Source organism: Candidatus Enterococcus willemsii (assembly GCF_009933335.1).
Classification (GTDB): domain Bacteria; phylum Bacillota; class Bacilli; order Lactobacillales; family Enterococcaceae; genus Enterococcus_F; species Enterococcus_F willemsii.
On record NZ_MAEL01000046.1, the window covers coordinates 63,615 to 85,142 of the forward strand.

21 protein-coding genes and 1 pseudogene are annotated in these 21,528 nt (G+C 36.3%); 4 read left to right on the forward strand and 18 right to left on the reverse strand.

Features of this window, described 5'->3' with window-relative positions:
• Positions 1–14 precede the first annotated feature (14 nt).
• Positions 15–749 (reverse strand): metallophosphoesterase family protein, encoded by a 735-nt coding sequence (locus tag BAU17_RS09875; protein ID WP_161902652.1) that lies wholly within the window; start codon positions 747–749, stop codon positions 15–17.
• A 67-nt stretch (positions 750–816) separates the two neighbouring features.
• Here BAU17_RS09875 and BAU17_RS09880 point away from each other — a divergent pair, with 67 nt between their 5' ends.
• A complete protein-coding gene (locus BAU17_RS09880; protein ID WP_161902653.1) occupies positions 817–1,362 on the forward strand; it encodes a GNAT family N-acetyltransferase in 546 nt (181 codons plus the stop codon).
• Positions 1,363–1,446: 84 nt separating this feature from the next.
• On the opposite strand, the gene BAU17_RS09885 is transcribed toward BAU17_RS09880, so the two are convergent.
• Genes BAU17_RS09885 through BAU17_RS09905 form a run of 5 tightly spaced genes read right to left on the reverse strand, consistent with a single transcriptional unit; the run spans position 1,447 to position 6,949 of the window.
• Entirely contained in the window at positions 1,447–2,244 is a 798-nt protein-coding gene (locus BAU17_RS09885) for a hypothetical protein (RefSeq protein WP_161902654.1), read from the reverse strand.
• Between the two features lie 24 nt (positions 2,245–2,268).
• Positions 2,269–3,285, reverse strand: coding sequence for an MBL fold metallo-hydrolase (locus BAU17_RS09890; protein ID WP_231474661.1), 1,017 nt, complete (start codon positions 3,283–3,285; stop codon positions 2,269–2,271).
• 3 nt (positions 3,286–3,288) lie between these two features.
• Positions 3,289–4,923 carry an ABC transporter permease gene (locus BAU17_RS09895; protein ID WP_161902655.1) on the reverse strand — a complete coding sequence of 545 codons (1,635 nt, stop codon included), beginning with the start codon at positions 4,921–4,923 and terminating at the stop codon, positions 3,289–3,291.
• A gap of 14 nt (positions 4,924–4,937) precedes the next feature.
• On the reverse strand, positions 4,938–5,990 hold the full coding sequence (locus BAU17_RS09900) for an ABC transporter substrate-binding protein (protein ID WP_161902656.1): 1,053 nt from the start codon (positions 5,988–5,990) through the stop codon (positions 4,938–4,940).
• Positions 5,991–5,992: 2 nt separating this feature from the next.
• Entirely contained in the window at positions 5,993–6,949 is a 957-nt protein-coding gene (locus tag BAU17_RS09905) for an ABC transporter ATP-binding protein (protein WP_161902657.1), read from the reverse strand.
• Between the two features lie 142 nt (positions 6,950–7,091).
• On the opposite strand from BAU17_RS09905, the gene BAU17_RS09910 reads away from it, so the two are divergent.
• Positions 7,092–7,991: a LysR family transcriptional regulator gene (locus BAU17_RS09910; protein WP_161902658.1), complete on the forward strand. Its 900-nt coding sequence runs from the start codon at positions 7,092–7,094 to the stop codon at positions 7,989–7,991.
• A 90-nt stretch (positions 7,992–8,081) separates the two neighbouring features.
• On the opposite strand, the gene BAU17_RS09915 is transcribed toward BAU17_RS09910, so the two are convergent.
• The 3 genes from BAU17_RS09915 to BAU17_RS09925 form a co-directional block, all read right to left on the reverse strand.
• Positions 8,082–8,453, reverse strand: a complete 372-nt coding sequence (locus BAU17_RS09915; protein ID WP_161902659.1) for a VOC family protein — start codon at positions 8,451–8,453, stop codon at positions 8,082–8,084.
• A 5-nt stretch (positions 8,454–8,458) separates the two neighbouring features.
• Positions 8,459–8,842 carry a DUF1149 family protein gene (locus BAU17_RS09920; RefSeq protein WP_161902660.1) on the reverse strand — a complete coding sequence of 128 codons (384 nt, stop codon included), beginning with the start codon at positions 8,840–8,842 and terminating at the stop codon, positions 8,459–8,461.
• Between the two features lie 85 nt (positions 8,843–8,927).
• Positions 8,928–10,079, reverse strand: coding sequence for a M20 metallopeptidase family protein (locus BAU17_RS09925; RefSeq protein WP_161902661.1), 1,152 nt, complete (start codon positions 10,077–10,079; stop codon positions 8,928–8,930).
• A 121-nt stretch (positions 10,080–10,200) separates the two neighbouring features.
• Here BAU17_RS09925 and dapD point away from each other — a divergent pair, with 121 nt between their 5' ends.
• Both dapD and glnA read left to right on the forward strand, forming a co-directional pair.
• Complete coding sequence (gene dapD / locus BAU17_RS09930; RefSeq protein ID WP_161902662.1) at positions 10,201–10,902, forward strand: 2,3,4,5-tetrahydropyridine-2,6-dicarboxylate N-acetyltransferase; 702 nt, start codon at positions 10,201–10,203, stop codon at positions 10,900–10,902.
• A gap of 222 nt (positions 10,903–11,124) precedes the next feature.
• Positions 11,125–12,465, forward strand: coding sequence for a type I glutamate--ammonia ligase (gene glnA, locus BAU17_RS09935; protein ID WP_161902663.1), 1,341 nt, complete (start codon positions 11,125–11,127; stop codon positions 12,463–12,465).
• 38 nt (positions 12,466–12,503) lie between these two features.
• On the opposite strand, the gene BAU17_RS09940 is transcribed toward glnA, so the two are convergent.
• The 9 genes and pseudogenes from BAU17_RS09940 to BAU17_RS09980 all read right to left on the reverse strand — a co-directional run bounded on the left by BAU17_RS09940 (position 12,504) and on the right by BAU17_RS09980 (position 21,444).
• Positions 12,504–13,538 carry a SepM family pheromone-processing serine protease gene (locus BAU17_RS09940; protein ID WP_161902664.1) on the reverse strand — a complete coding sequence of 345 codons (1,035 nt, stop codon included), beginning with the start codon at positions 13,536–13,538 and terminating at the stop codon, positions 12,504–12,506.
• Positions 13,538–14,020 (reverse strand): pantetheine-phosphate adenylyltransferase, encoded by a 483-nt coding sequence (gene coaD / locus BAU17_RS09945; RefSeq protein ID WP_161902665.1) that lies wholly within the window; start codon positions 14,018–14,020, stop codon positions 13,538–13,540. The genes BAU17_RS09940 and coaD overlap by 1 nt, the downstream gene beginning before the upstream one ends.
• Before the next feature lie 2 nt (positions 14,021–14,022).
• Positions 14,023–14,580: pseudogene (gene rsmD / locus BAU17_RS09950) on the reverse strand (16S rRNA (guanine(966)-N(2))-methyltransferase RsmD); the annotation flags it as partial.
• A gap of 77 nt (positions 14,581–14,657) precedes the next feature.
• Positions 14,658–14,972: a YlbG family protein gene (locus tag BAU17_RS09955; RefSeq protein ID WP_161902667.1), complete on the reverse strand. Its 315-nt coding sequence runs from the start codon at positions 14,970–14,972 to the stop codon at positions 14,658–14,660.
• Positions 14,962–15,387, reverse strand: coding sequence for a YlbF/YmcA family competence regulator (locus BAU17_RS09960; RefSeq protein WP_161902668.1), 426 nt, complete (start codon positions 15,385–15,387; stop codon positions 14,962–14,964). Before BAU17_RS09960 ends, BAU17_RS09955 begins: the two co-directional genes overlap by 11 nt.
• A complete protein-coding gene (locus BAU17_RS09965) occupies positions 15,384–16,514 on the reverse strand; it encodes a CAP-associated domain-containing protein (RefSeq protein WP_231474664.1) in 1,131 nt (376 codons plus the stop codon). The genes BAU17_RS09960 and BAU17_RS09965 overlap by 4 nt, the downstream gene beginning before the upstream one ends.
• 12 nt (positions 16,515–16,526) lie before the next feature.
• Positions 16,527–19,955: a pyruvate carboxylase gene (locus BAU17_RS09970; protein WP_161902669.1), complete on the reverse strand. Its 3,429-nt coding sequence runs from the start codon at positions 19,953–19,955 to the stop codon at positions 16,527–16,529.
• A gap of 25 nt (positions 19,956–19,980) precedes the next feature.
• Positions 19,981–21,141, reverse strand: a complete 1,161-nt coding sequence (locus tag BAU17_RS09975) for an FtsW/RodA/SpoVE family cell cycle protein (RefSeq protein WP_161902670.1) — start codon at positions 21,139–21,141, stop codon at positions 19,981–19,983.
• Between the two features lie 3 nt (positions 21,142–21,144).
• Positions 21,145–21,444 (reverse strand): Fpa/YlaN family protein, encoded by a 300-nt coding sequence (locus BAU17_RS09980; RefSeq protein WP_161902671.1) that lies wholly within the window; start codon positions 21,442–21,444, stop codon positions 21,145–21,147.
• Positions 21,445–21,528: the final 84 nt, after the last annotated feature.

The following is a 21,528-nucleotide window of genomic DNA, read 5'->3' on the forward strand; positions in this document are numbered from 1 at the left end:
ATAAATTAGAAAAGTTAAAACTCTGGTTGCCACGGACCATCCAAATTTTGGTATTCAATATCTTGAACAATGCCATTTTTATCAAAAATGACCCCATGAACAGAGCCACCAAAAACAGCTCCACCATCAATACCAATTTTATTATCTGATAACCACAAATCAGTCGTCTGCATATCCCCATGAAGCATCGGAGTAATTGTATGTCCAAAGACAATCGTTTTTCCTGTTGTATTCTTCCCTTGGTGGAACGCATCACGAATCCAAATAAAATCGCGTGGATCAGTATCATGCCAATCTTTTTGGGTCAAATCAACACCAGCATGAACAAAAATATATTTTTCCCATTCAAAATACAGAGGACGTGCCATCAAAAATTCAATTAATTCTTTGTAACGTGAACGAATCATCATCGCAATTTCTGTCGGAGAATACTCATCCAGCGCATTTCTATGCAACAAACTATCAATTGTTTCTTTTCCTCCATTACGTACATAGCTTGGTAACCAGTCTTCAGGGGAAGCCAGAAATTGTAGAAAGTATTCTTCATGATTACCACGTAAATAGATAGCATCATACTTCTCAACCAATTCTTTTCCTAACAAGAAACATTCTTTGCTTTGCTTGCCACGGTCATTTAAATCCCCAATTAAAACCAGCTGATGTTGCTGAGGATCAAAATTTGTTAGTAGCTTTTGAAACAAATCATAGCGCCCATGAATATCACTTAATACGTAAATATATGGTTTCATGTCTACTCTTCCTTTCGTTGTTTTGTTATACTCATCATAACATTAATTCATCATAAGGAGGATTCACATGTTTCAACCAACTAATTTTTTAAGCGGTAACATCGTTTCGCTAAAGCTAATTCCGGAAGAGGATATTGACCGACTGTTAGAAATTGAAAATCTCGCAACAAACCGACTATTCGCTGATGATGAATTGCCTCTTTCATTAGATAAAGCCACACTCGAAAAACGTTGGGGTTCCAATAATGATGATGTGTTACTTGGTATTTATACAAAAGATGATTTGTTAATTGGCAGTTGTTGTATGTATCAGCTAAATCACAATCATTCCCATTGTGAAATTGGGTTAATCATCGATTCTAACTGGCATAATCAAGGAATCGGCTATGAAACCTTAGAACTATTAACCCGCTTCATATTTGATTATTTACCAATTAATAAGATTAAATTAGAAGTCTTTGCGTTTAACGAAGGGGCCATTCACTTATACGAAAAATTTGGTTTCACCCTTGAAGGACGCTTACGACAAGAGATTTTCCGTTTTGGACGTTACCATGATTTATTGATTTACGGCTTGTTGCGAAGTGAATTTGAGGAAAATAAGAAAAACTAAATTTTATACAAAAAAAACTATTCAAATAATAACTAGCTTCTCCCTTTCGACCACAATCTAGCTATTATTTGAATATGTTTTTAGTTATTCTGAAAATAATACAAAATTCGTTTTTCCCCGTTGATCCGTACTTAAGAAATCTGCTAATTCAAGTTCTGTTTGCCAAGTTGTTTTGATTTGTGGCGCAATGTCCTGTGTTGTTTTCGTTGAAAGCTCAATCATTGTCTGCCCCTGATATTCCCAATATTCAATTTCAGCAGGAATCCCCTGATAACTTCCAACATAGGTTTGAACATTTGCTGGTTCGGTCATTTTGCTGTTTTGAAGTGTCAAATTAAACCAGCCATTTGGAACCCACTCTTTTATTTTTTTAGGCGCGTTATCTTGAACCGCCTGTAATGCAGCTTTAGCATCCACAAAATCATATGAGATTTGTTTGGTATTTTTTATTTTTTCCTTACGACTCACAGACAATGGGTCTTGTCCATTTTTACTGTCAATTTCAAATTTATAATTACTTTCTGAACCAGTAAATCCATGATTAGCCAATTCAGCAGTCGCCTCTTCTAAGGATAAGTCTTGGAAACGTATTTTATACGTGATATCAAATTTATCTTTCCCTTCATATACACGTAAACGCTGAATAGCGTTATTAGCAAAGAATGTCCGTTCCTCTGTATCAAAGAAATAAACTTTTAAACGCTCGTCCTCTTGTGCAGAAAAGGTTGTTTTAATCTGTTCCTTTGAGAATTGGGCAGGATCTAAGTTGTATTTAATTTCGACAGCGGGATTAATTGTTGCACCATACACAGTAGTCGTTCCCCCAATGATTGGCAAACTTGCTAGAAACAATGTACCTAGGAGAGCTGTTACTTTTTTCATAAAAAAACTTCCTTTCCAAAAAAATTAATGTGAATTCGCTAGTATTTCTAACCATGTCGTCTGCGGTGTGCATTGTTCACTATGAAAATAAATCGTTTCTTTTGCCCCTACATAATTTTGTAAATAATAAATCTCATTTGTATCTAAATGGTTTTTAAATGGTATATTATCCAAAGTTCCTACGATATCGGTAGAAAGAATTTCGCTTTTGCTGGTTAAAAAATAGATGCCTGCTTCTAGCTGATTCCTTTTACATAGCCGCTTACTTTCAAAAAGAGCATTCATTGTTTGCTGTGTCCGATACAACAAGTTTTTTGAGTGTTTCTGATGAAATGTTAGCCAACGCTCAATATCCTCATCAATAAAAAGTTTTGCGGTAGTAGTTTCAAATAAATAAAGTAGGATTTCTAAGCATTTTGCAGTAAATTTGCTTGTGATACGATACATATTATTGGGATTTGCTGTAATAATTCGGCGCATCTGCTCTTTACTCACTAAATTGTTGATTTGCATCCCCGCATTCCCACTATCAATAAAAGCTAATTCATAAGCCAATGACGGTGGCATATGCACGGGATACAATGTTGAACTTAAAGAAATATCGCCTGAGAAAAAAATTGTTTGTTGATTAAAAATCAGACTATACCACACACTACCAATGACATGACCAGAATAGCCCCACAAAAATTGTAAATTATCCGCGACTGTTTGCCATTTTTGCTCGGATGTCACAAACGGACAAAAGGTAAATAAGTCGTTTTCGGGGAGCCATTGGTACGTCAAATCAGAGAGAATGACTGGACCTTTATACCCTAATTTAGCTAAATATTCCAAAGCTCCGACATGATCTTTATGCAGATGCGAAATAAACACCGCTTGTAATTTTTCGACATGCCGTAGTTGTAAATCAGGGAGCTGCTGGCTTTGATCATTCATGATCCCACAATCCAGCAAAATCGCTTGCTGGTTTTCTTCAACATAAAAACAATTGCGCCCGTATTCTCCACAACCACCTAAAATTTCAATATGAATTTTCTTCACCTCCTATTTTTTATTTTTCTCAATCCAAATCATAAGGAAGCAAGTCATAATAATTGTGAGAACCGCCATCGCCATGCCAGCACTCGCATTTCCTTGCTCAAATTGGCGATAAATGAACGTCGCACTTGTTTCAACTGAAGGTGGTAAAATTAACAATGAACCAACTAATTCTCTCATTGAAATAATAAATGTCATCATCATCCCTGTTAGAACACCACGTTTTAGAAGCGGAAAATAGATCCTAATAAAAGCTTGAAGTGAAGATTCACTAAAAACATCTGTCGCTTCAAAAATCGATTCATTCAATTGCAACATACTGTTTTTAACATACTGGATTGAGTACGGAAGAAACAAAGTACAGTAAGTTAAAATAGCCATCGCTCGTGTGTTATAAAAGCTGACAGGCAACCATGAAGCATTCCAAAATAACATCAAACCAACAACCATAACAATTCCTGGTACAATATTCGGTATTAAACCAAAAAAATCGATAAGTTTCTGAGAATAACGTGTGCCTTTGTAAATATAGATACCCGCAAAGAATCCTATTGTAGCTGTAATCATTCCTGTTAGAATAGCAAACAACAAGCTATTCAGAAACGCTGACAAGCCACCATTTTGATTCTGTAAAAGTTGGATATATGCATCTAAACTTAAATTGCTAAAAGCCAGACCATCACCTCTAATTTTCATCAACGAAGTCATTAAAATGGAGAAATAAGGAATACCGATTGCAAATAACAAAATCACGATAACAAAAAGAACTGACAACCCTTGAATCCATTTATTTGTGACAATCCTAGGTGCTCTAGTTGATGCTGAAACAGTCCCATAGATAAATTTTTGAATGATTTTCACTTGAATCAACCATAAAATAAAACACAAAATAAATAGAACAAAAGATAATTGCGTGGCTTTCGGAATATTTACGGGCCACGAAGAAAGATTGACATGAATTTCCGTCGTAAATACGCGGTAACCAATTCGTGTGCCAAAGGTTACTGGGGTACCAAACTCTGCTAGCGTTTTGACAAAGATAAATAAACCACCTAATAAAAAACTGGGGATTAATAATGGTAACGAAATTTTCAACCAGTTTACAAAACTATTTTTTCCGTAAATTTTCGCTGCATCCTGAAAAGACCCTTCCAATGTCAGCATACTATTTTTTAACATGAGATAAAACGTTGGAAACAGATGCAGACTCATAATCATAACCATTCCAAACAAGGAGAAAAATGGAGTCGATAACCCTGCAAGGCTTGGAAATAACTGTGTTAAAAACCCATTTTTTTGCATAAATAAAATCCAACCCATCGCACCGATATAAGGCGGTGTCATAAAAGGCAGAGTAAACAGAATATCCAGCCATTGGTATTTTTTTAATGTTGTTTTAGTTGTAATCAATGCCAATGGAAAAGCAATTAACAATGTCCCTAAAACAACCCAGCCCCCTAATTTTAACGACTGAATCAGTAATTGATACGTTTGATTCATCATTAAAATAGTGGTCATTTCCTTTAGTGAAAAATGATTTTCAGAAAAAAAAGCATACTGAAATAGCGAGATGACTGGTAATACTGTAAGAAATCCAACGATTAGCATCATGCTTACGAAATATTTTTTATTTGTAATCATAAAATAACCTACTATTATTTTTGAGAAATGCTAGCGAATTTTTGCAGCACATCCATTTGTTTTTCTTCAGAGTCTTGCCACTCCACATCAATTTGTTTAAGATCTGCTAATGCTGGTCGGTCTTTCACAGGAATATGACTATTCCCAGGTAATAAATACGCATTAGCAACCAAAGATTGACCATCATCTGATAATAAAAAGTCTACAAAAGCTTGTGATGCTGCCACTTCTTTCGCTGTTTTGGTAATGCCAACTGCACGCGGACTTACCACTGTCCCACTTTCTGGATAAACAATTTCGATTGGTTCTCCATCAGCTTTTGCTTTGTAAGCCATGTAATCTACACCCGATACCGTTGCATTTTTCTCACCGGTAATCACAGCATCTAACGCACTTTTATTCGCACCCATAATCTGCATACCATTATCAAACAAAGAGGTGACGGTCTCCCACCCTTGCTCTGTTGTTGTATAACCATATAGAAAATCTAAGGCTGAACCTGATAATGTTGGATCTGGAATATTAAAGGCATCTTGCCATTTTGCATCAGCTAAATCTGCCCAATCTTTTGGTGCTTCTTCTACATTTTTACTGTTATACGTAATTCCTAATGCCGATGCACTGTAACCGAAATAGAAATCATCAGCATCCAACCAGTTTTCGTTCAGGTTTTCTTTACCGATTGCTTCAGCGTATGCTTGTAATTGATCTGCTTGCTTCAAACTATCCATTGAACTTAATGACGCTAAAACTAATACATCAGCCAAGGGTTTCCCTTTTTCAGCTTCTAGTTTAGCCAAAATTTTGCCAGTTGTTCCTTGAAATAAATTGACTTTAATCCCTGTCTTTTCTTCAAACGCCACTTTTAATTTTTCTGATAAACCATCGGGACCAGCGGAATAAACGGTAATCTCTTTTCCTTCCAGTGAAGTTGCTTCCTTTGAGGTTTCTTTCGTTTCGGTTTTATTTTTGTCACTCGTTTCAGATGTCTCGGTCGTCTTTCCTGTACTACATGCAGATAACGCCAATAACCCAAATGCTAACATTCCTAATTTTTTCATTTTCATTTTTAATAGCCTCCAATTTTAATTAACTGTTGTTCTTCAAAATAAACGTCACATTGTTCACCAGGAACAAAAGGTGTTTCAGAGTAGAAAAGCCAAGGATTTCCATCAACCTCACCATGAATGATGTAGCAATTACCAGTAAATTGACTTCGTAAGACACGAAATATCCGATGTAAATGCTTCGAATCCCCCTTACTAGCATGAACAAATTCTGGGCGAATCAAAACATCTTTCTCCAAGAGATTAATTTTTCCAATAAAGTTTGCTACATAGTGATTAGCTGGTTCTTCATAAATTTCTTTTGGTGTGCCGATTTGACTTACTCTGCCTTTTTCCATAACAATAATTTGATCCGACATGGACATTGCTTCGTGTTGGTCATGTGTAACAAAAACGGCCTGACTATCTGTTTGACTAATTAATTGCACAATATCTGTCTGCATTTTTTCTCGTAATACCGCATCTAAAGCAGATAGAGCTTCATCAAATAAAATAACTTTCGGTCGTGGCGCTAAGGCACGAGCCAGTGACACACGCTGCTGTTGACCACCTGATAGTTCACTTGGTCTTCTTTGAGCAAATTCTTCCAATTGAACCATCCGAAGTGCATCCATTACTTTCGCCGCTTTTTCTTCCTTATTACCTTTCAAGCTATACGCTACATTATCAAACACCGTCATATGGGGCCACAAAGCAAAATCTTGAAAAACCATTGCTAAATTTCGTTGATTCGGGCGTAAATTGACTTTTTCCGATTTTGAAAAAAGCTTATTTTTATTTAGCATAATTTCTCCATTATCAGGTGTTACTAAACCAGCTAAAATTTTCAGCAAGGTAGTTTTACCACAACCTGATTCTCCAAGAATTGTGCTAAATTTTTCTCGTAATGTTAACGTAATATTATCTAAAACTACTTTATTTTCATATTTTTTATTAATTCCCCGTAACTCAATCGTCATTTAACACTCATCCCTCCCTCAACACCTATGATACTTGTTCTATTTTGATTTAACGTTAACGTATTGTTAACATTAAATCAAAATTACTAAGGTAAACTAGAAGATGGAATCAATTATTCGAATTTTTGAAAGGAATTTTTCTATGAACTATTTTAAACTACTGGTTTTTTCAAAATTATGTGAATATCAAAAAGGCGCAATCGTCGCTAAAGAACTCGACATTACGCCATCTACTGTTTCTTTTCATATCCAGTCCTTAGAAAAAGAACTAGGATTGCAATTATTTTATCGAAAATCAGGACATTTTATTTTAACTAAACAAGGGAAGGTCGTGCAGCGTTATGCACAGCGAATCGTTCATTTACATGAAGAACTAACTTATTTCGCTAAATCAAGCCAGCAAGGAAATCGCGGGATGTTTCGTTTGGGTGTTAGCGATTTGGCGAATCAAATTTTTTTGCCAGAAATTATCCACGCCTTTTCAACTCAGTATCCACAAATAAGATTGTCCGTTGTTTCCGATACTTCACCGAAAATTGAAGAATTACTTGCTAGTTTCCAATTAGATTTTGGTATTTTAATCGGCTCTCCACAGAAACATCCCGATCTTATTTATGAAAAACTAGGAACCGATCAACTGAAATTAGTCTTTGGTAACACCCATCCATTTAACCAGAAAAAAACAATTACCAAAGCGGATATTCTCAACCAAGCAATTCTTTTTCACAAAAAACAAAGCTCTAGTAAATCTATTCTGGAGCAATGGTTAGATTATTCAATTAAAGAATTAAATGGCATCGAATTAGATTCGGTAACTACTATGAAAAAAGTGCTAGAATACGGACAAACAATTGCTTTTATCTCTGAATTTTTAATTCAAGAAGAGATTTTGACGCATGCGCTTTGCTCAAAAGAATTAAATGATATTCCATTATCTCGTACAATTTATTTAGTGAAAAATAAAGCAACAATTGATGATACTATTAATCGAAATTTCCGACAATTATTAAATAAAATCACTACTAAACATTTCCATATATAAAAAACACCCAAACGATAGATGAAGATCCACATTTAAAAAGGCTCTCCTTCCCATCGTTTGGGTAACTAATAATACTGTATTTTGACTTGTCTACTTCCCAGACACCGCATAATAATTACCATCTGGATCAGCAAAATTAAATACCATTTGCTCTTCCATTTGGATTAATTCACCGACTTCAACATCTAAAGCGGTAATTTTTTTGTATAAATCAATGATATTTTCTGCATTGAACATAATCGAAGCAGAATTTGTTGCAACTTCTGGAGAATGACGTTGAATAAATTCACGATCATATAAGACAAAATGTCCTTGTGCATCACTGCTTGGCGCAATCTCCACTACAAGAGTACCGTCTAATTCTTGTTTGTCGATAACCACAAAATCTAAAGCTTCCCAAAAAGCAACCGATTTAGGTACATCATCCACATAAATCATTACTTGAAAATTCGTTGTAAACATGTCTTTTATTCCTCTTCTTGATTAAAATTTAGTTTAATACCGGGTTTATCTGTCGCAATTTCAGTTACTTCATAGGTCAGGCGTTGCAACATGTCAAACAAAGGTTCAACCAACTCATTGGCTTCTTCTCTTGATAAATCATCCGATTTACTGATTTGGCGTCCAATAATATGGTTAATTTGTCCAATTGTTCCACGGATAATGAATTCAGCAAGGACCACTTGAAACTGTAATCTTGCACCTAAAATGCTATTTTCTTTTGGATAGTTTTCATCTGGTGCTTTTAATGGTGCAAAGCCCACATTTAATTTTGGTTCTACATTATCTTCTGGTGTGCGCATATCAAAATGATACGCTTCAACAACTGGCTTCTGTCTCTTGATTTCCACAACTCTTCACTCTCCCTTTGTTAAAAATTATAACATAATTTCTAGTTGGAACCTATCCGTATTTTTTCAATGACTAGGAAAAAAATCAATTAAGCGCATCAATCAAAGCGACATAACAAGTAATACCTGCCAATAAATTTTCTTCGTCAAATTGCATTTTATTGCTGTGCAATGGATACGTATAGCCTTTTTCATCATTACGAATACCTACAAAAAAGAATAGACCAGGCACTACTTGCTGATACATAGAAAAATCTTCTGCCAACATATAAGGTGGCACTTCTATATAACTCTCTCCTACAATTTCTTGCAGTGCATTGACCATTTGCGTATCATTTTTAACCACACGGTACATATGGTTAAACTCAACTATCGCTTCACACCCGTATCCGGCTGCAATACTTTGAGTAATCATCACAATTTTATCAGTCATTGTCTGGTACACATCATCATTAAAGGCACGCATCGTACCTTCTAAAAAGACTGCACCAGGAATAATATTCATTGCTTCACCGCCCTGAATTTTCCCAAACGTCAAAACCGCATTTTCCATCGGACTAATATTGCGTGATAAAATAGTATGCAAACCTTGAATCACTGCTGCTGCTGCTAAAATCGCATCTGCTCCTTTATGAGGTTGTGCCCCATGTGAACTTTTACCTTTAATCTGGATATTTACTTCCCCATTTCTCGCCATCATTGGACCAGGTCGACAGCCAATTGTGCCTTCAAGAAGGTCAGGGAAAACATGTAAGCCGATAATTTGTTCAATTTGATACTTTTCAATTAATCCTGCTTCAATCATCAATTGAGCTCCACCGGGTCCTTCTTCTGCAGGTTGAAAAATCAAGACAATCGTGCCTTTAATAATTTCTGGATGCTCGCTCAAATATTGCGCAAAACCTAACATGGTTGCCATGTGTCCATCGTGTCCACAAGCATGCATCTTCCCAAACGTTTGGGAAGCATAATCAACACCAGTTTCTTCTGTCACTGGTAATCCATCAATATCAGTTCTAAAAGCAAGCGTTTTTCCAGGCTTTCTCCCGTGAAAAACAGCAATCGTTCCAGTTTCAATCATCGTATCGATTTCTTTTATCCCAAAACTAGTTAATTTTTCTCGCAAATATCGTGCTGTCTTTATTTCATTCAATCCTAATTCAGGGATTTGATGTAATTCTCGACGATATTTTGTCACATTGTGTCTTAATTTTTGTATTTCAAAAGGAATTTTCATCTTTTTTTCACTTCTTTCAGTAAAATGTTTGATATCTACTTATCATATAGTATATAATTTTAATATGATTTTTACCAATTACTCATTTTCCCATCATTCTATCAATAGAAAGGAACATTTTATGTCAAACATACAATTTACAGATGCTTATAAATTAGCAGAGTTTATCAAAAAAGCAACAAAACAAACACCTGTGAAAGCTTATTTTAATGGCGATTTAACAAAAATATCAAGCGATAAAGTAAAAATATTCGGAAATATTGCTATTGGCGAAGCAGAGGCGATTCAAACTTTCTTAAAGGATAATCAGACTTACATTACTGATTATTATTTAGAAAACGATCGTCGTAATTCTGCAGTTCCTATGCTTGATTTAACATCCGTTGATGCTCGAATTGAACCTGGTGCATTTATTCGGGATCAAGCAGTCATTCAAAAAAATGCTGTTGTTATGATGGGAGCAATTATTAATATTGGCGCTGTCGTTGGCGAAGAGTCCATGATTGACATGGGTGCAGTGCTAGGTGCACGAGCTGTTGTTGGCAAGCGTGCACATATCGGAGCTGGTGCAGTGTTAGCTGGTGTTTTAGAGCCACCTTCAGCAAGCCCCGTTATTATTGAAGACAATGTCTTAGTTGGTGCAAATGCAGTCGTCTTAGAAGGTGTACACGTTGGAGAAGGTGCTGTAATCGCCGCCGGTTCAATCGTAACCAAAGATGTTCCTGCCCACACAGTCGTTGCTGGTTCACCAGCAAAAATCATTAAAAACGTTGATGAACAAACACTCACAAAAACGGAATTTTTAGATGATTTGAGAGGGTAATTTCAAAAAACATTCAATCATTTTTTGATTGAATGTTTTTTATGTAACAAAACCTAACACAAATTCTGTATTTTTAGCTAAAAAAGATAAAAAAACTTTTTACGTGTTACATTTTATAACATAAACGATTGACAAACAAAAAAATAATTGATATATTCCCAGTAGAAATAAAAAATTCACGGACGTTCTAATTTAAGAGCAACTATAAAAAGGCGGGATCTTATGAAAAAAGAAAAACAGACTGTAGCTAACATTAAAGAAATTGTCAAACAGGAAAATATACGCTTTTTACGTCTCATGTTTACTGATATCCTAGGAACAATCAAGAATGTAGAAGTTCCTATTAGTCAACTAGATAAAGTACTTGATAACAAAATGATGTTTGACGGTTCCTCAATTGAAGGCTTTGTTCGTATTGAAGAAAGCGACATGTACCTTTTTCCTGATTTAGATACTTGGTTGATTTTCCCGTGGGAAAGTGAGTACGGAAAAGTCGCTCGCTTAATTTGTGACATTCACAACCCTGATGGCACACCTTTTGCCGGTGATCCTCGCGGAAATTTAAAACGCGCACTCGAAGCAATGAAAGAATTCGGCTTTACTTCGTTTAACTTAGGTCCTGAGCCGGAATTCTTCTTATTTAAATTAACCGAACAAGGAAATATCACGACTGATTTGAATGACCAAGGCGGTTATTTTGATTTCGCCCCTACTGATTTAGGTGAAAATTGCCGACGCGATATTGTCTTAGAACTGGAAAGCCTAGGCTTCGAAGTCGAAGCTTCCCATCACGAAGTTGCTCCTGGACAACACGAAATTGACTTTAAATATGCCGATGTTTTAGAAGCTTGTGATAACATCCAAACATTTAAATTAGTTGTTAAAACAATCGCTAGAAAACACGGTTTACACGCTACTTTTATGCCTAAACCACTTTATGGAATCAATGGTTCAGGTATGCACTGCAACATGTCTTTGTTTAAAGATAATGAGAATGTGTTCTTTGATGCAGATGGCGAGATGCAATTAAGCGAAACGGCTTATCAATTTCTAGCTGGTCTCTTAAATCATGCCCGAGCATTCACTGCTATTTGCAACCCAACTGTTAATTCATATAAACGTCTCATTCCAGGTTATGAAGCACCTGTATACGTTGCTTGGTCCGGCAGAAATCGTTCCCCATTAATTCGTGTACCTGAGTCTCGCGGATTATCAACACGATTGGAATTACGCTCAGTGGATCCATCCGCAAATCCTTATTTAGCAATGGCAGTTTTATTACAAGCGGGACTAGATGGCATCTCAAACAAATTAGTTCCAACCCCAGCTGTTAATAGTAATATTTACACAATGAATGAAGAAGAACGTGCAGAAGCACAAATTTCAGATTTACCATCTACTCTGCATAACGCCTTAAAAGAATTAAAAAATGATAGAGTAGTGATTGAAGCGCTAGGCTCTCATATCTATAACAACTTTGTTGAATCAAAACGCTTGGAATGGGACAGTTATAAACAGTCCGTTTCTACTTGGGAAAGAGAACAATATTTAGAACTTTATTAGTCAACAAAAAGCGACAGTCTACTAAGACCGTCGCTTTTTTACATATTTTCTAAATAATCTAATGCATCTTGCAATGTTTTAACTGGCACGATTTTCATTTTAGAATGAATTTTTTCAGCCGCAGCTTTTGCTTCTTCATAATTTGATTGCAATTCTGGATAAGCTGCCTTTTCTTCAGCCGTTAATTCATCATCCGGTGCAAAGAAGATTTCCATTCCTTCTTGATCTGCACTGGCAACTTTTTTATCAATCCCGCCAATGCGACCTACTTCTCCTTCGTTATTAATCGTGCCTGTTCCAGCAATTTTCTTACCTTTACGTAAATCTTGCTTGGTCAACTGTTCGTAAATTTCAAGTGTGAACATCAATCCAGCAGAAGGACCACCAATATTTTCCACATGAAAATCAATTTTGTCGTCCGATTCAATCTCTGTATGATCAACCAAAGTAATACCAATGCCAGGTTTTTTCGTTGACAATTCAATTAATTTCCCAGTTGCTTGCTTTTGTTTATTTTGATGAATAAAGGTAATCGTCACTTCATCATCCACTTTTTTATTCTGGACATAATCAATAAATTCTTGATTATTTTCAAAGTGTTTGCCATCAACTTGTGTGACTGTGTCGCCGACTGAAATGTCATGGTAAAAATTTGATTTAGGCTCAACGCTCATCACGTAAACACCTTTATATTCAAAATCATACGGACGACCAGCTTGCTTTAGCGCTTGTTCAATCGCATTATTTTGCGAAGACTCCATATAATACCGTTGAATTTGGTCATATTCTTCCCCGCTTGAACCACCAAACATCTCTTCTTCTGACACTAATTGTTCAAAGGAACTAAACTTACTTTTCAATGCGGTTAACACTGTGGCTTGCTGCACCCCGACCGAAGTTAAGGAAAAGGACCCCGGTTGCTTGTCTTCATTGCCATTCACCGTTACTAGTTGTTTCAGATCAATGGTTGATCCCGGCTTTTCTATATAATAGGGAATCGGTACAAAAACACAAGCCGCAATAACTGTTGCTACGATAAATAATAAAAAATACTTAATGGATGTTTTTTTCATTAGTAGCCACGCTTTCTAATTGCGGCGTACACATTTTTAGGTAAATATTTTTGCACATCTCCATTAAACATAAGCACTTCTTTTAGCAAGCTTGAACTAATATGACTGTATTCTGATTTTGATACGAGGAAAACCGTCTCCAACCAAGGAGCTAAATGACGATTCATCTCCATAATTTCTCGTTCATATTCATAATCTTTTAAATTACGAACACCACGTAGTAAAAAATTCGCTCCTAAACGCTCAGCAGTCGTCACAGTTAATTCCGTTTCTTGAGAAACAACTTCCACATTTTCTAAATGAGCAACTGCCTCTTCTACCAGTTTAACTTTTTCTTCAACTGGGAAAAACGAGTGCTTATTCGTATTGACAAAAACACCAATATATAATTTATCGAAGAGTTTCGATCCTCGTTCAATTGTATCTAAATGTCCCATGGTTAACGGATCAAAACTTCCGGGAAATAATCCAATTCTCTCCATTTCTACGCCTCGTTTCTATAAATACTCACAGCACTCATTCCATATACTTGATGACGCACTTGTTCAAACATTTGAATCTTTTCAGGCAACTGAACGGCTTTATCAGTCTCACATATAATGACACAACGCTCACTTAGCAATTGGTATTCAATCATTTTTTCAATTTGCGCGATAATTTGTTGCTTCGCATATGGAGGATCCAACAATACCAAATCAAAGACTTGCTCTTCTTGTGCTAGCTTTTGCAATGCTTGATTGGCATCCATCTTGAGTGTTTGAAACTTCTCTGGTTCTTTGGTTAACTTAATATTTTCTTGAATCACTTTCATTGCAGGATAACTTTTGTCCACGCATACTGCATAGTCCATCCCTCTAGAAACGGCTTCAATTGCTAAACCACCACTACCAGCAAATAAATCTAATGCCTTTCCTCCATCAAAGTAAGGTCCAACCATATTAAAAATAGACTCTTTTACTTTATCACTTGTCGGACGTGTATTGTTGCCATCTAAACTTTTAAGACGTCGGCCACGATACTCACCTGATACTACACGCATATTTTTTCTTCCCTTTCTCCTCCAGAGTTTTCACGTAAAAAGAAGGTCGGTCTATGTAATAAAAGTCCGACCTTCCTTTTTTACTGTTCTTCCAAATGCAGAGATTCTTCTGTCACTTGAAACGCAGCCTTAGTTCCTATTTTTTCAGCAAAATTCATCTCAATATCTGGACGATGTGACGGATCTACCGCACGAACAAAATGCAGGCGTGTAATTTTTTCAATACTCTCTTCCACATTTTCTTCATTCACATACATCAAGACGTATTTCATCCGTCTTGAAACATAATGGACAAATCCGAAACGTCTTAAATTTTTCAATTGACGTAAACTATAGACCCATACCACCAATCCACGACGTTTTTGCATAGTAAATTCTTCTGTGCTAGCCAACATGACATTTTCCTCCACAACTTGATTTCGTTTCGAAGAATGGATTACCAGTATCTACTTTAATATCATCAGAAATGCAATGAGCAATCTTGATAGTCATCTCATCTAAAATCCCTTGTAATTCAGTCTCTGAAAAACGAAATTCCGCAACAAGCGGATGTACATCTAGTACCCGTTTAGCTTTGCGAAGCGCTCGCCTTTTTTCACGATGGTCTGGTGCATAACTACCATACGCTTCGATACGTTCAAACGCTTCTTTTTTCTGCAAAAAATCAGCACGGACTATTTGTACCTCTTCATCTGCATATAACTTCTTTTTATTTTCCAAATAATTTTGATAAGTGTTACTTTGTTGCAAACAAACTAGCACTTCTTGTATCTGGTCTTCTATTTCAAAAAATTGATCATCATAAATCAATTGTCGTCACTATCCTCTACTTTATTTTGTCCATTCTGTAATAAGACTACCATATTTTCTTTTGAAAAGGCAATTCCTAACGACTCTAATTCCTGATGCATAAATCGAGTATGCAAATAAGGAGTGCTATACCAAGTTAAAATAGTAAACGTGGGATCGTAAATCGGTAGCTCTAAGTACACATTAGCTTCTTGTATTTTATATTTCGCCAACAAATCTGCCAACTCTGATTTTCCAACCGAAAACTGACCACTTTCGCCACCTTTTTGAATGAGACGTAACTTTTGTTCTTTTTCCGTCGTTAAAAAATCTTCCGAATGAGCAATAAAATCACCTAAAAGTTGCTCCGCTGTCATTTGTGTGCCAACATCAGTTACAAATTCTGGGCGCTTATCTGTTTGACGCAGATATTGAAAAATATGTCTAGATTGCCGTTGTTTACTCTGATTAATGACATCCCAATCAGCATCTTCTTCCATAGAAAAACGTGGAACGGACCCTTCTGTTACCTGATAAGGTGCTAATTTCAACAAAGTTGCTTTATCTAAGTACATGACACTATATAAGGCACTCTCTGTTTTCTTTTGGCTGAAAAATAAAATAGCAAACGTCCCATTATCAAAAGCAATTAGTGGACGATAATTCATATCATCTTCCATTAATTCGAAACCAACCGTATGATTTTCATAATTAATTGTAAAATTAGGATACACCATCGTCAATTTGGTTAAATCATTCATTGTCATACCATATTGAAATGGCGTAATCTCTTTATCTTGAGTACCTAAGAATTTAATGCTCGTCACACGATTATGCTCTGTTGTTACTTCCAAATGCGTGTGATTCTCTAACTCATAGTGTTGAATACTAAAAGAAAATCCAGAAGGATACGCCTCTTCTGGATTTCCATAAACCTTGTTAAAATCAGATAACTCTTCTCCAATCCAATGCGCAAAACCATCCGCTTGAATTGGATTATAGTTCCACGAGGTAGGAGAAGGTTCTCTTCTGACTTCATCGGTTGCCGGGGTTGAAACTTGAGGAAACCAAATTGGGTGTCCATATAAGAGAATAATACATCCTATAAAAATCACACTAAATAAGATTCCCCTATGTTTCATTTTCATTTCAACCTCTCATTAATTTTCTTTAATTTCAATTAATAAATCACCTGAAGCAATTGCCTCACCTTCAGTAACATACACGTGATCGACTACACCATCGAAACGTGCTTCGATACTCGTTTCCATCTTCATCGCTTCAGTAACCATTAACGTATCACCACGACTCACACGATCGCCTTTTTTCACAGTAATTTGTAAAACAGAGCCTGACATAGTAGCACCGATTTGTTCTTTATTGGTGGGTTCTGCTTTACGTTTCGCAGTTACCGTGCTCTTAATTGAAGTATCTTTCACCGAAATTTCACGTCGTTGGCCATTCAAGTTGAAGAATAACGTGCGGTTACCTTCAACATCAGCTTCGCCAATGTCATCTAAGCGAATAATCAAGTTTTTCCCTTTTTCAATTTCAACATTGATTTTTTCACCTGGACGCATACCACTGAAGAATGTTGGGGTATCTAGCACTTTAATATCTGCAAATTGATCATACGCTTTACGATATGCTAAGAAAATTTCAGGGTACATCAAGTAACTCAATACTTCATGATGTTGTGGCTCATAACCGATTAATTCTGCTAATTCTGCTTTCACTTGTTCAAAATCAACTGGTTTCGCTAATGCACCTGGACGGTCAGTAAATGCAGGTCTGCCCTTCAAAATAATTTTTTGTAATTTTTCTGGGAACCCACCTGTTGGTTGACCTAATTCACCTTGGAAGAAGGTAATCACAGACTCAGGGAAACTAATTGATTCTCCACGCTCATAAATATCTTCTTCTGTCAGATCATTTTGAACCATGAATAACGCCATATCACCCACTACTTTAGACGATGGAGTTACTTTCACAATGTCACCAAACATCATATTAACAGTATGGTAAACTTTTTTGATTTCATCCCAACGATCGCCTAAGCCAACTGCTTTTGCTTGTTGTTGCAAGTTAGAATATTGTCCACCGGGCATTTCATGCATGTATACTTCTGTTTGAGGAACATTTAAACCATTTTCAAACGGTTGATAATACATACGGACATCTTCCCAATAATGATTTAACTCTTGTACATTTTCAATATTAATATCTGGTACACGTTTTCCGTTGACTAACGCATAGTACAAGCTACTCAAACTTGGTTGACTAGTATTACTACTCATAGCACTCATCGCTACGTCAACGATATCTACACCAGCTGTTACCGCTGCAGAGTAAGTAATGATACCATTACCACTTGTATCATGCGTATGCAAATGAATTGGCACATCAACAGTCTCTTTTAATTCACTAATCAAACGATACGATGCTTGAGGTTTCAATAGACCTGCCATATCTTTAATGGCAATTGTATGTGCCCCTAAAGCTTCTAATTCTTTCGCCATATCTTTGTAATATTGAATCGAGTATTTTGCTCTAGAAGAATCATTAATATCCCCTGTATAACAAATTGCTGTTTCGGCAATTTTACCTGCATCACGTACAGCTTGAATACTTTTTTCCATTTGCGGTATCCAGTTTAAACTATCAAAGATACGGAACACATCAATTCCTTGGTGCGCTGCTTCATTGATAAATTCAACTAACACGTTATCCGGATAATTTGAATACCCAACAGCATTTGAACCACGGAACAACATTTGTAGTAACGTATTTGGCATTTTTTTACGCAGAATACGTAATCTTTCCCAAGGATCTTCGGTTAAGAAGCGATACGCAACATCAAATGTTGCTCCACCCCACATTTCACTTGAGAATAATTGTGGAATTGCTTCTTCTGTTTTACTAGCAATGCGTGCAATATCCTTTGTACGCACACGAGTTGCCAATAAACTTTGATGCGCATCACGGAAGGTTGTATCTGTTAAAAGAACATTCTTTTGTTCTTTAATCCATTCAACAACACCATCGGCACCTTTTGTATCTAAAATATTTTTAGCTGTTACGAGATTATCCACATGCGCTAATTTTTTAGGCATACGAGGGTCTTCAAAGAAACGTTTTGGTTGTTTTTCAATTCCTGGGAAACCATTGATTGTAATTTCACCAATATATTTCATTGTTTTATTTCCGCGGTCACGAGTACGTGGAAACTTAAATAATTCTGGTGTGGTATCAATAAAGATTGTCTTCGCATCACCCGAACGGAATTGTGGATGGCGAATGACGTTACGCATAAATGGAATATTGGTTTCAACACCACGTACACGGAATTCTTTCAGACAACGCTCCATTTTTTCAATCGCTTGTTGGAATGTAGAACCATGCGTACAAACTTTTACTAACAACGAATCAAAATATGGAGTCACAACAGCACCTGCGTAGGCATTCCCTACATCCAACCGGACGCCAAAACCACCTGGGGAACGATACGTATCAATTTTACCAGTATCTGGCATAAAACCATTTAATGGGTCCTCTGTTGTAATACGACATTGAATCGCAGCACCTTTAAAAGTGATGTCTTTTTGTTCAGGTATGCCGATTTCTTTGTGTAAATCTTTCCCTTGAGCGATTAAAATTTGTGTCGTAACAATATCAATATCTGTAATCATTTCTGTAATCGTATGTTCAACTTGAACACGAGGATTTACTTCGATGAAGTAGAATTTATCTCCTTCAACTAAAAATTCAACTGTCCCAGCATTAACGTAATTCACATGTTTCATTAATTGAACAGCTGCCTGACAAATTTTTTCGCGTTGTTCATCATTCATAGAAACGCACGGTGCAACTTCAACTACTTTTTGATGACGACGTTGAACTGAACAGTCACGTTCGAATAAATGAACGACATTTCCATGTGAATCTCCTAAAATTTGTACTTCAATGTGCTTAGGATTAGCAATATAACGTTCAACATAGACTTCATCACTACCAAAGGCAGCCTTTGCTTCACTTTTTGCCCGTTCATAACCATCACGTGCTTCTTTTTCATCATGCGCCACACGCATCCCGCGACCACCACCGCCAAGAGCAGCTTTAATCATGACAGGATAACCATGTTCATCAGCAAATGCCAACACTTCATCAACAGTCGCAACTGGACCATCTGATCCTGGGATAGACTGAATTCCTGCTGCAATTGCGGCTTCTTTCGCTTTAATTTTATCCCCAAAAATATCTAAATGATATGGAGTAGGTCCAATGAAAATAATACCTTCTTCCTGACAACGTTTCGCAAATGCTAAATTCTCAGATAAAAAACCATAACCTGGATGGATGGCTTCCGCTCCGGATTCTTTTGCAATACGAATAATATCTTCAATGTCTAAGTAGGCATCAATCGGACGCTTTCCTTTGCCGATTAAATAGGCTTCGTCTGCTTTAAAACGATGCACTGAATACTCATCTTCTGCAGCATAGATACCTACTGTTTTAATTTTTAATTCCACACACGCTCTAAATACACGAATAGCGATCTCGCCACGGTTCGCAACAAGAATTTTTTTCATCAAACCACTCCTCTTCATTTCTAAATCAATTATCTAATTGATACGTTTTTTTCTTTTCATCCGCACTAATATTCAATACGAATCCAATACAAATGGAAAACATCAGTAAACTGGAACCACCCTGACTGATGAATGGGAACGTAATTCCCGTTAACGGAATAATCCCCGTTACTCCACCTAAGTTAATAAATATTGAAATTAAGAACAATGCGCCAATTCCTATACACATCATGGAATTAAATGCATCGCTCGAGCGAATACCTATGAGTATGATACGAGCAATCATATAAATGAGTAACCCTAAAATTAAAATTGCAGCTAACAGACCTAATTCTTCCACAACAATCGTAAAAGCAAAATCTGTTTCAGCAAATTTAAGAAATCCTTTTTTCTGGATACTATTCCCTAATCCACGTCCGAATAAGCCTCCATTAAACATAGCATAATAACCATGAATTAATTGGTGTCCATCGCCGAACTCATCCAAAAACGGATTTTGGAAGATAGCAAAGCGAGCAAGCACGTATTTCGGTAAAAATAGTTTCCCGACTGTATTGACTAAAAAGACAGTAACAATACTTCCTACAATTGCAACAACTCCAGTATATAGTGTAAGCAAGTAGTTTACACCACTACTTAACAAAACAGTCATTACAAGTAGCACAATAATTGCCGCATTTCCTAAATCGGGATATAGTCCAATAACCACAAGTTGTAACCCTACAATCAGTAACAAACCTCGTGTACTTGGCCAAAAATCATTTTGAATCGATTGTTGTCGTTTTGCTAGAGCAGCAGATAAAAACCAAATAACAATAAATTTCAAAAATTCTACAGGCTGAATTGTTCCCAAAGCGCCTAACTTAATCCAACCACGCGCACCATTGACCGGCGGAAATAAAAATACCACCAATAACAAAATGCTAATGATAAACATTGCTGTTTGGGTTAATCCTTGGTTTTTCAAAAAGGATGTTTTCATCTTATAAATAAACACAATAATAAGAAGACTAACTATCCAAAATGCAAACTGTAAGATTGCTTGCCTTGCATAATTCTGACCATTAGATAACATCACATATGAAGTTGTACTGTACACCATCATTAAACCTATGACGCTTAAAATAAGATATGGGATAATAATCCCTAAATCCAATAAATGCCTTTTTTTAATTTTATTAGGCAAGATCTAAACCTCCTTGCCTATTTCATTTGCTTTTGTTTCCTCATAAACTTCATTGTACAGTTGATTTAAATCCCTTTCCAAATCGCTCAATACTTGTTGTCCTTGATTATTGGAAACAATTCCTAAACGAATCGCATAGGCGACCTGTCGAGACAAACCATACATCTGCGTATCAACCACTTCTTCAAAAGCTTTGCATTGAGAAATACACAAACTATTTTTTTGATTGCGAATCAGCATGCGAATGCGCTCAGCTTCTTCAAGCAAAATTTCTAATGCTGATTCTGGAGAAATAGATTCCATTTCGCTCCCTCCTATTCTTCGTTTCATTATTATAGCACAACTTTTACTAGAAATGGTTATTTCAATTCACGAAGTTTGAATAAA

What these genes read in the sequence shown, in the direction of transcription:
- BAU17_RS09880 (WP_161902653.1), top strand. Translation starts at nt 817, where the DNA reads ATGTTTCAACCAACTAATTTTTTAAGCGGTAACATCGTTTCGCTAAAG.
- BAU17_RS09905 (WP_161902657.1), bottom strand. Translation starts at nt 6,949, where the DNA reads ATGACGATTGAGTTACGGGGAATTAATAAAAAATATGAAAATAAAGTA.
- BAU17_RS09970 (WP_161902669.1), bottom strand. Translation starts at nt 19,955, where the DNA reads ATGAAAAAAATTCTTGTTGCGAACCGTGGCGAGATCGCTATTCGTGTA.
- BAU17_RS09885 (WP_161902654.1), bottom strand. Translation starts at nt 2,244, where the DNA reads ATGAAAAAAGTAACAGCTCTCCTAGGTACATTGTTTCTAGCAAGTTTG.
- coaD (WP_161902665.1), bottom strand. Translation starts at nt 14,020, where the DNA reads ATGGAGAGAATTGGATTATTTCCCGGAAGTTTTGATCCGTTAACCATG.
- glnA (WP_161902663.1), top strand. Translation starts at nt 11,125, where the DNA reads ATGAAAAAAGAAAAACAGACTGTAGCTAACATTAAAGAAATTGTCAAA.
- BAU17_RS09895 (WP_161902655.1), bottom strand. Translation starts at nt 4,923, where the DNA reads ATGATTACAAATAAAAAATATTTCGTAAGCATGATGCTAATCGTTGGA.
- dapD (WP_161902662.1), top strand. Translation starts at nt 10,201, where the DNA reads ATGTCAAACATACAATTTACAGATGCTTATAAATTAGCAGAGTTTATC.
- BAU17_RS09910 (WP_161902658.1), top strand. Translation starts at nt 7,092, where the DNA reads ATGAACTATTTTAAACTACTGGTTTTTTCAAAATTATGTGAATATCAA.
- BAU17_RS09915 (WP_161902659.1), bottom strand. Translation starts at nt 8,453, where the DNA reads ATGTTTACAACGAATTTTCAAGTAATGATTTATGTGGATGATGTACCT.
- BAU17_RS09875 (WP_161902652.1), bottom strand. Translation starts at nt 749, where the DNA reads ATGAAACCATATATTTACGTATTAAGTGATATTCATGGGCGCTATGAT.
- BAU17_RS09940 (WP_161902664.1), bottom strand. Translation starts at nt 13,538, where the DNA reads ATGAAAAAAACATCCATTAAGTATTTTTTATTATTTATCGTAGCAACA.
- BAU17_RS09900 (WP_161902656.1), bottom strand. Translation starts at nt 5,990, where the DNA reads ATGAAAATGAAAAAATTAGGAATGTTAGCATTTGGGTTATTGGCGTTA.
- BAU17_RS09980 (WP_161902671.1), bottom strand. Translation starts at nt 21,444, where the DNA reads ATGGAATCTATTTCTCCAGAATCAGCATTAGAAATTTTGCTTGAAGAA.
- BAU17_RS09955 (WP_161902667.1), bottom strand. Translation starts at nt 14,972, where the DNA reads ATGTTGGCTAGCACAGAAGAATTTACTATGCAAAAACGTCGTGGATTG.
- BAU17_RS09965 (WP_231474664.1), bottom strand. Translation starts at nt 16,514, where the DNA reads ATGAAAATGAAACATAGGGGAATCTTATTTAGTGTGATTTTTATAGGA.
- BAU17_RS09925 (WP_161902661.1), bottom strand. Translation starts at nt 10,079, where the DNA reads ATGAAAATTCCTTTTGAAATACAAAAATTAAGACACAATGTGACAAAA.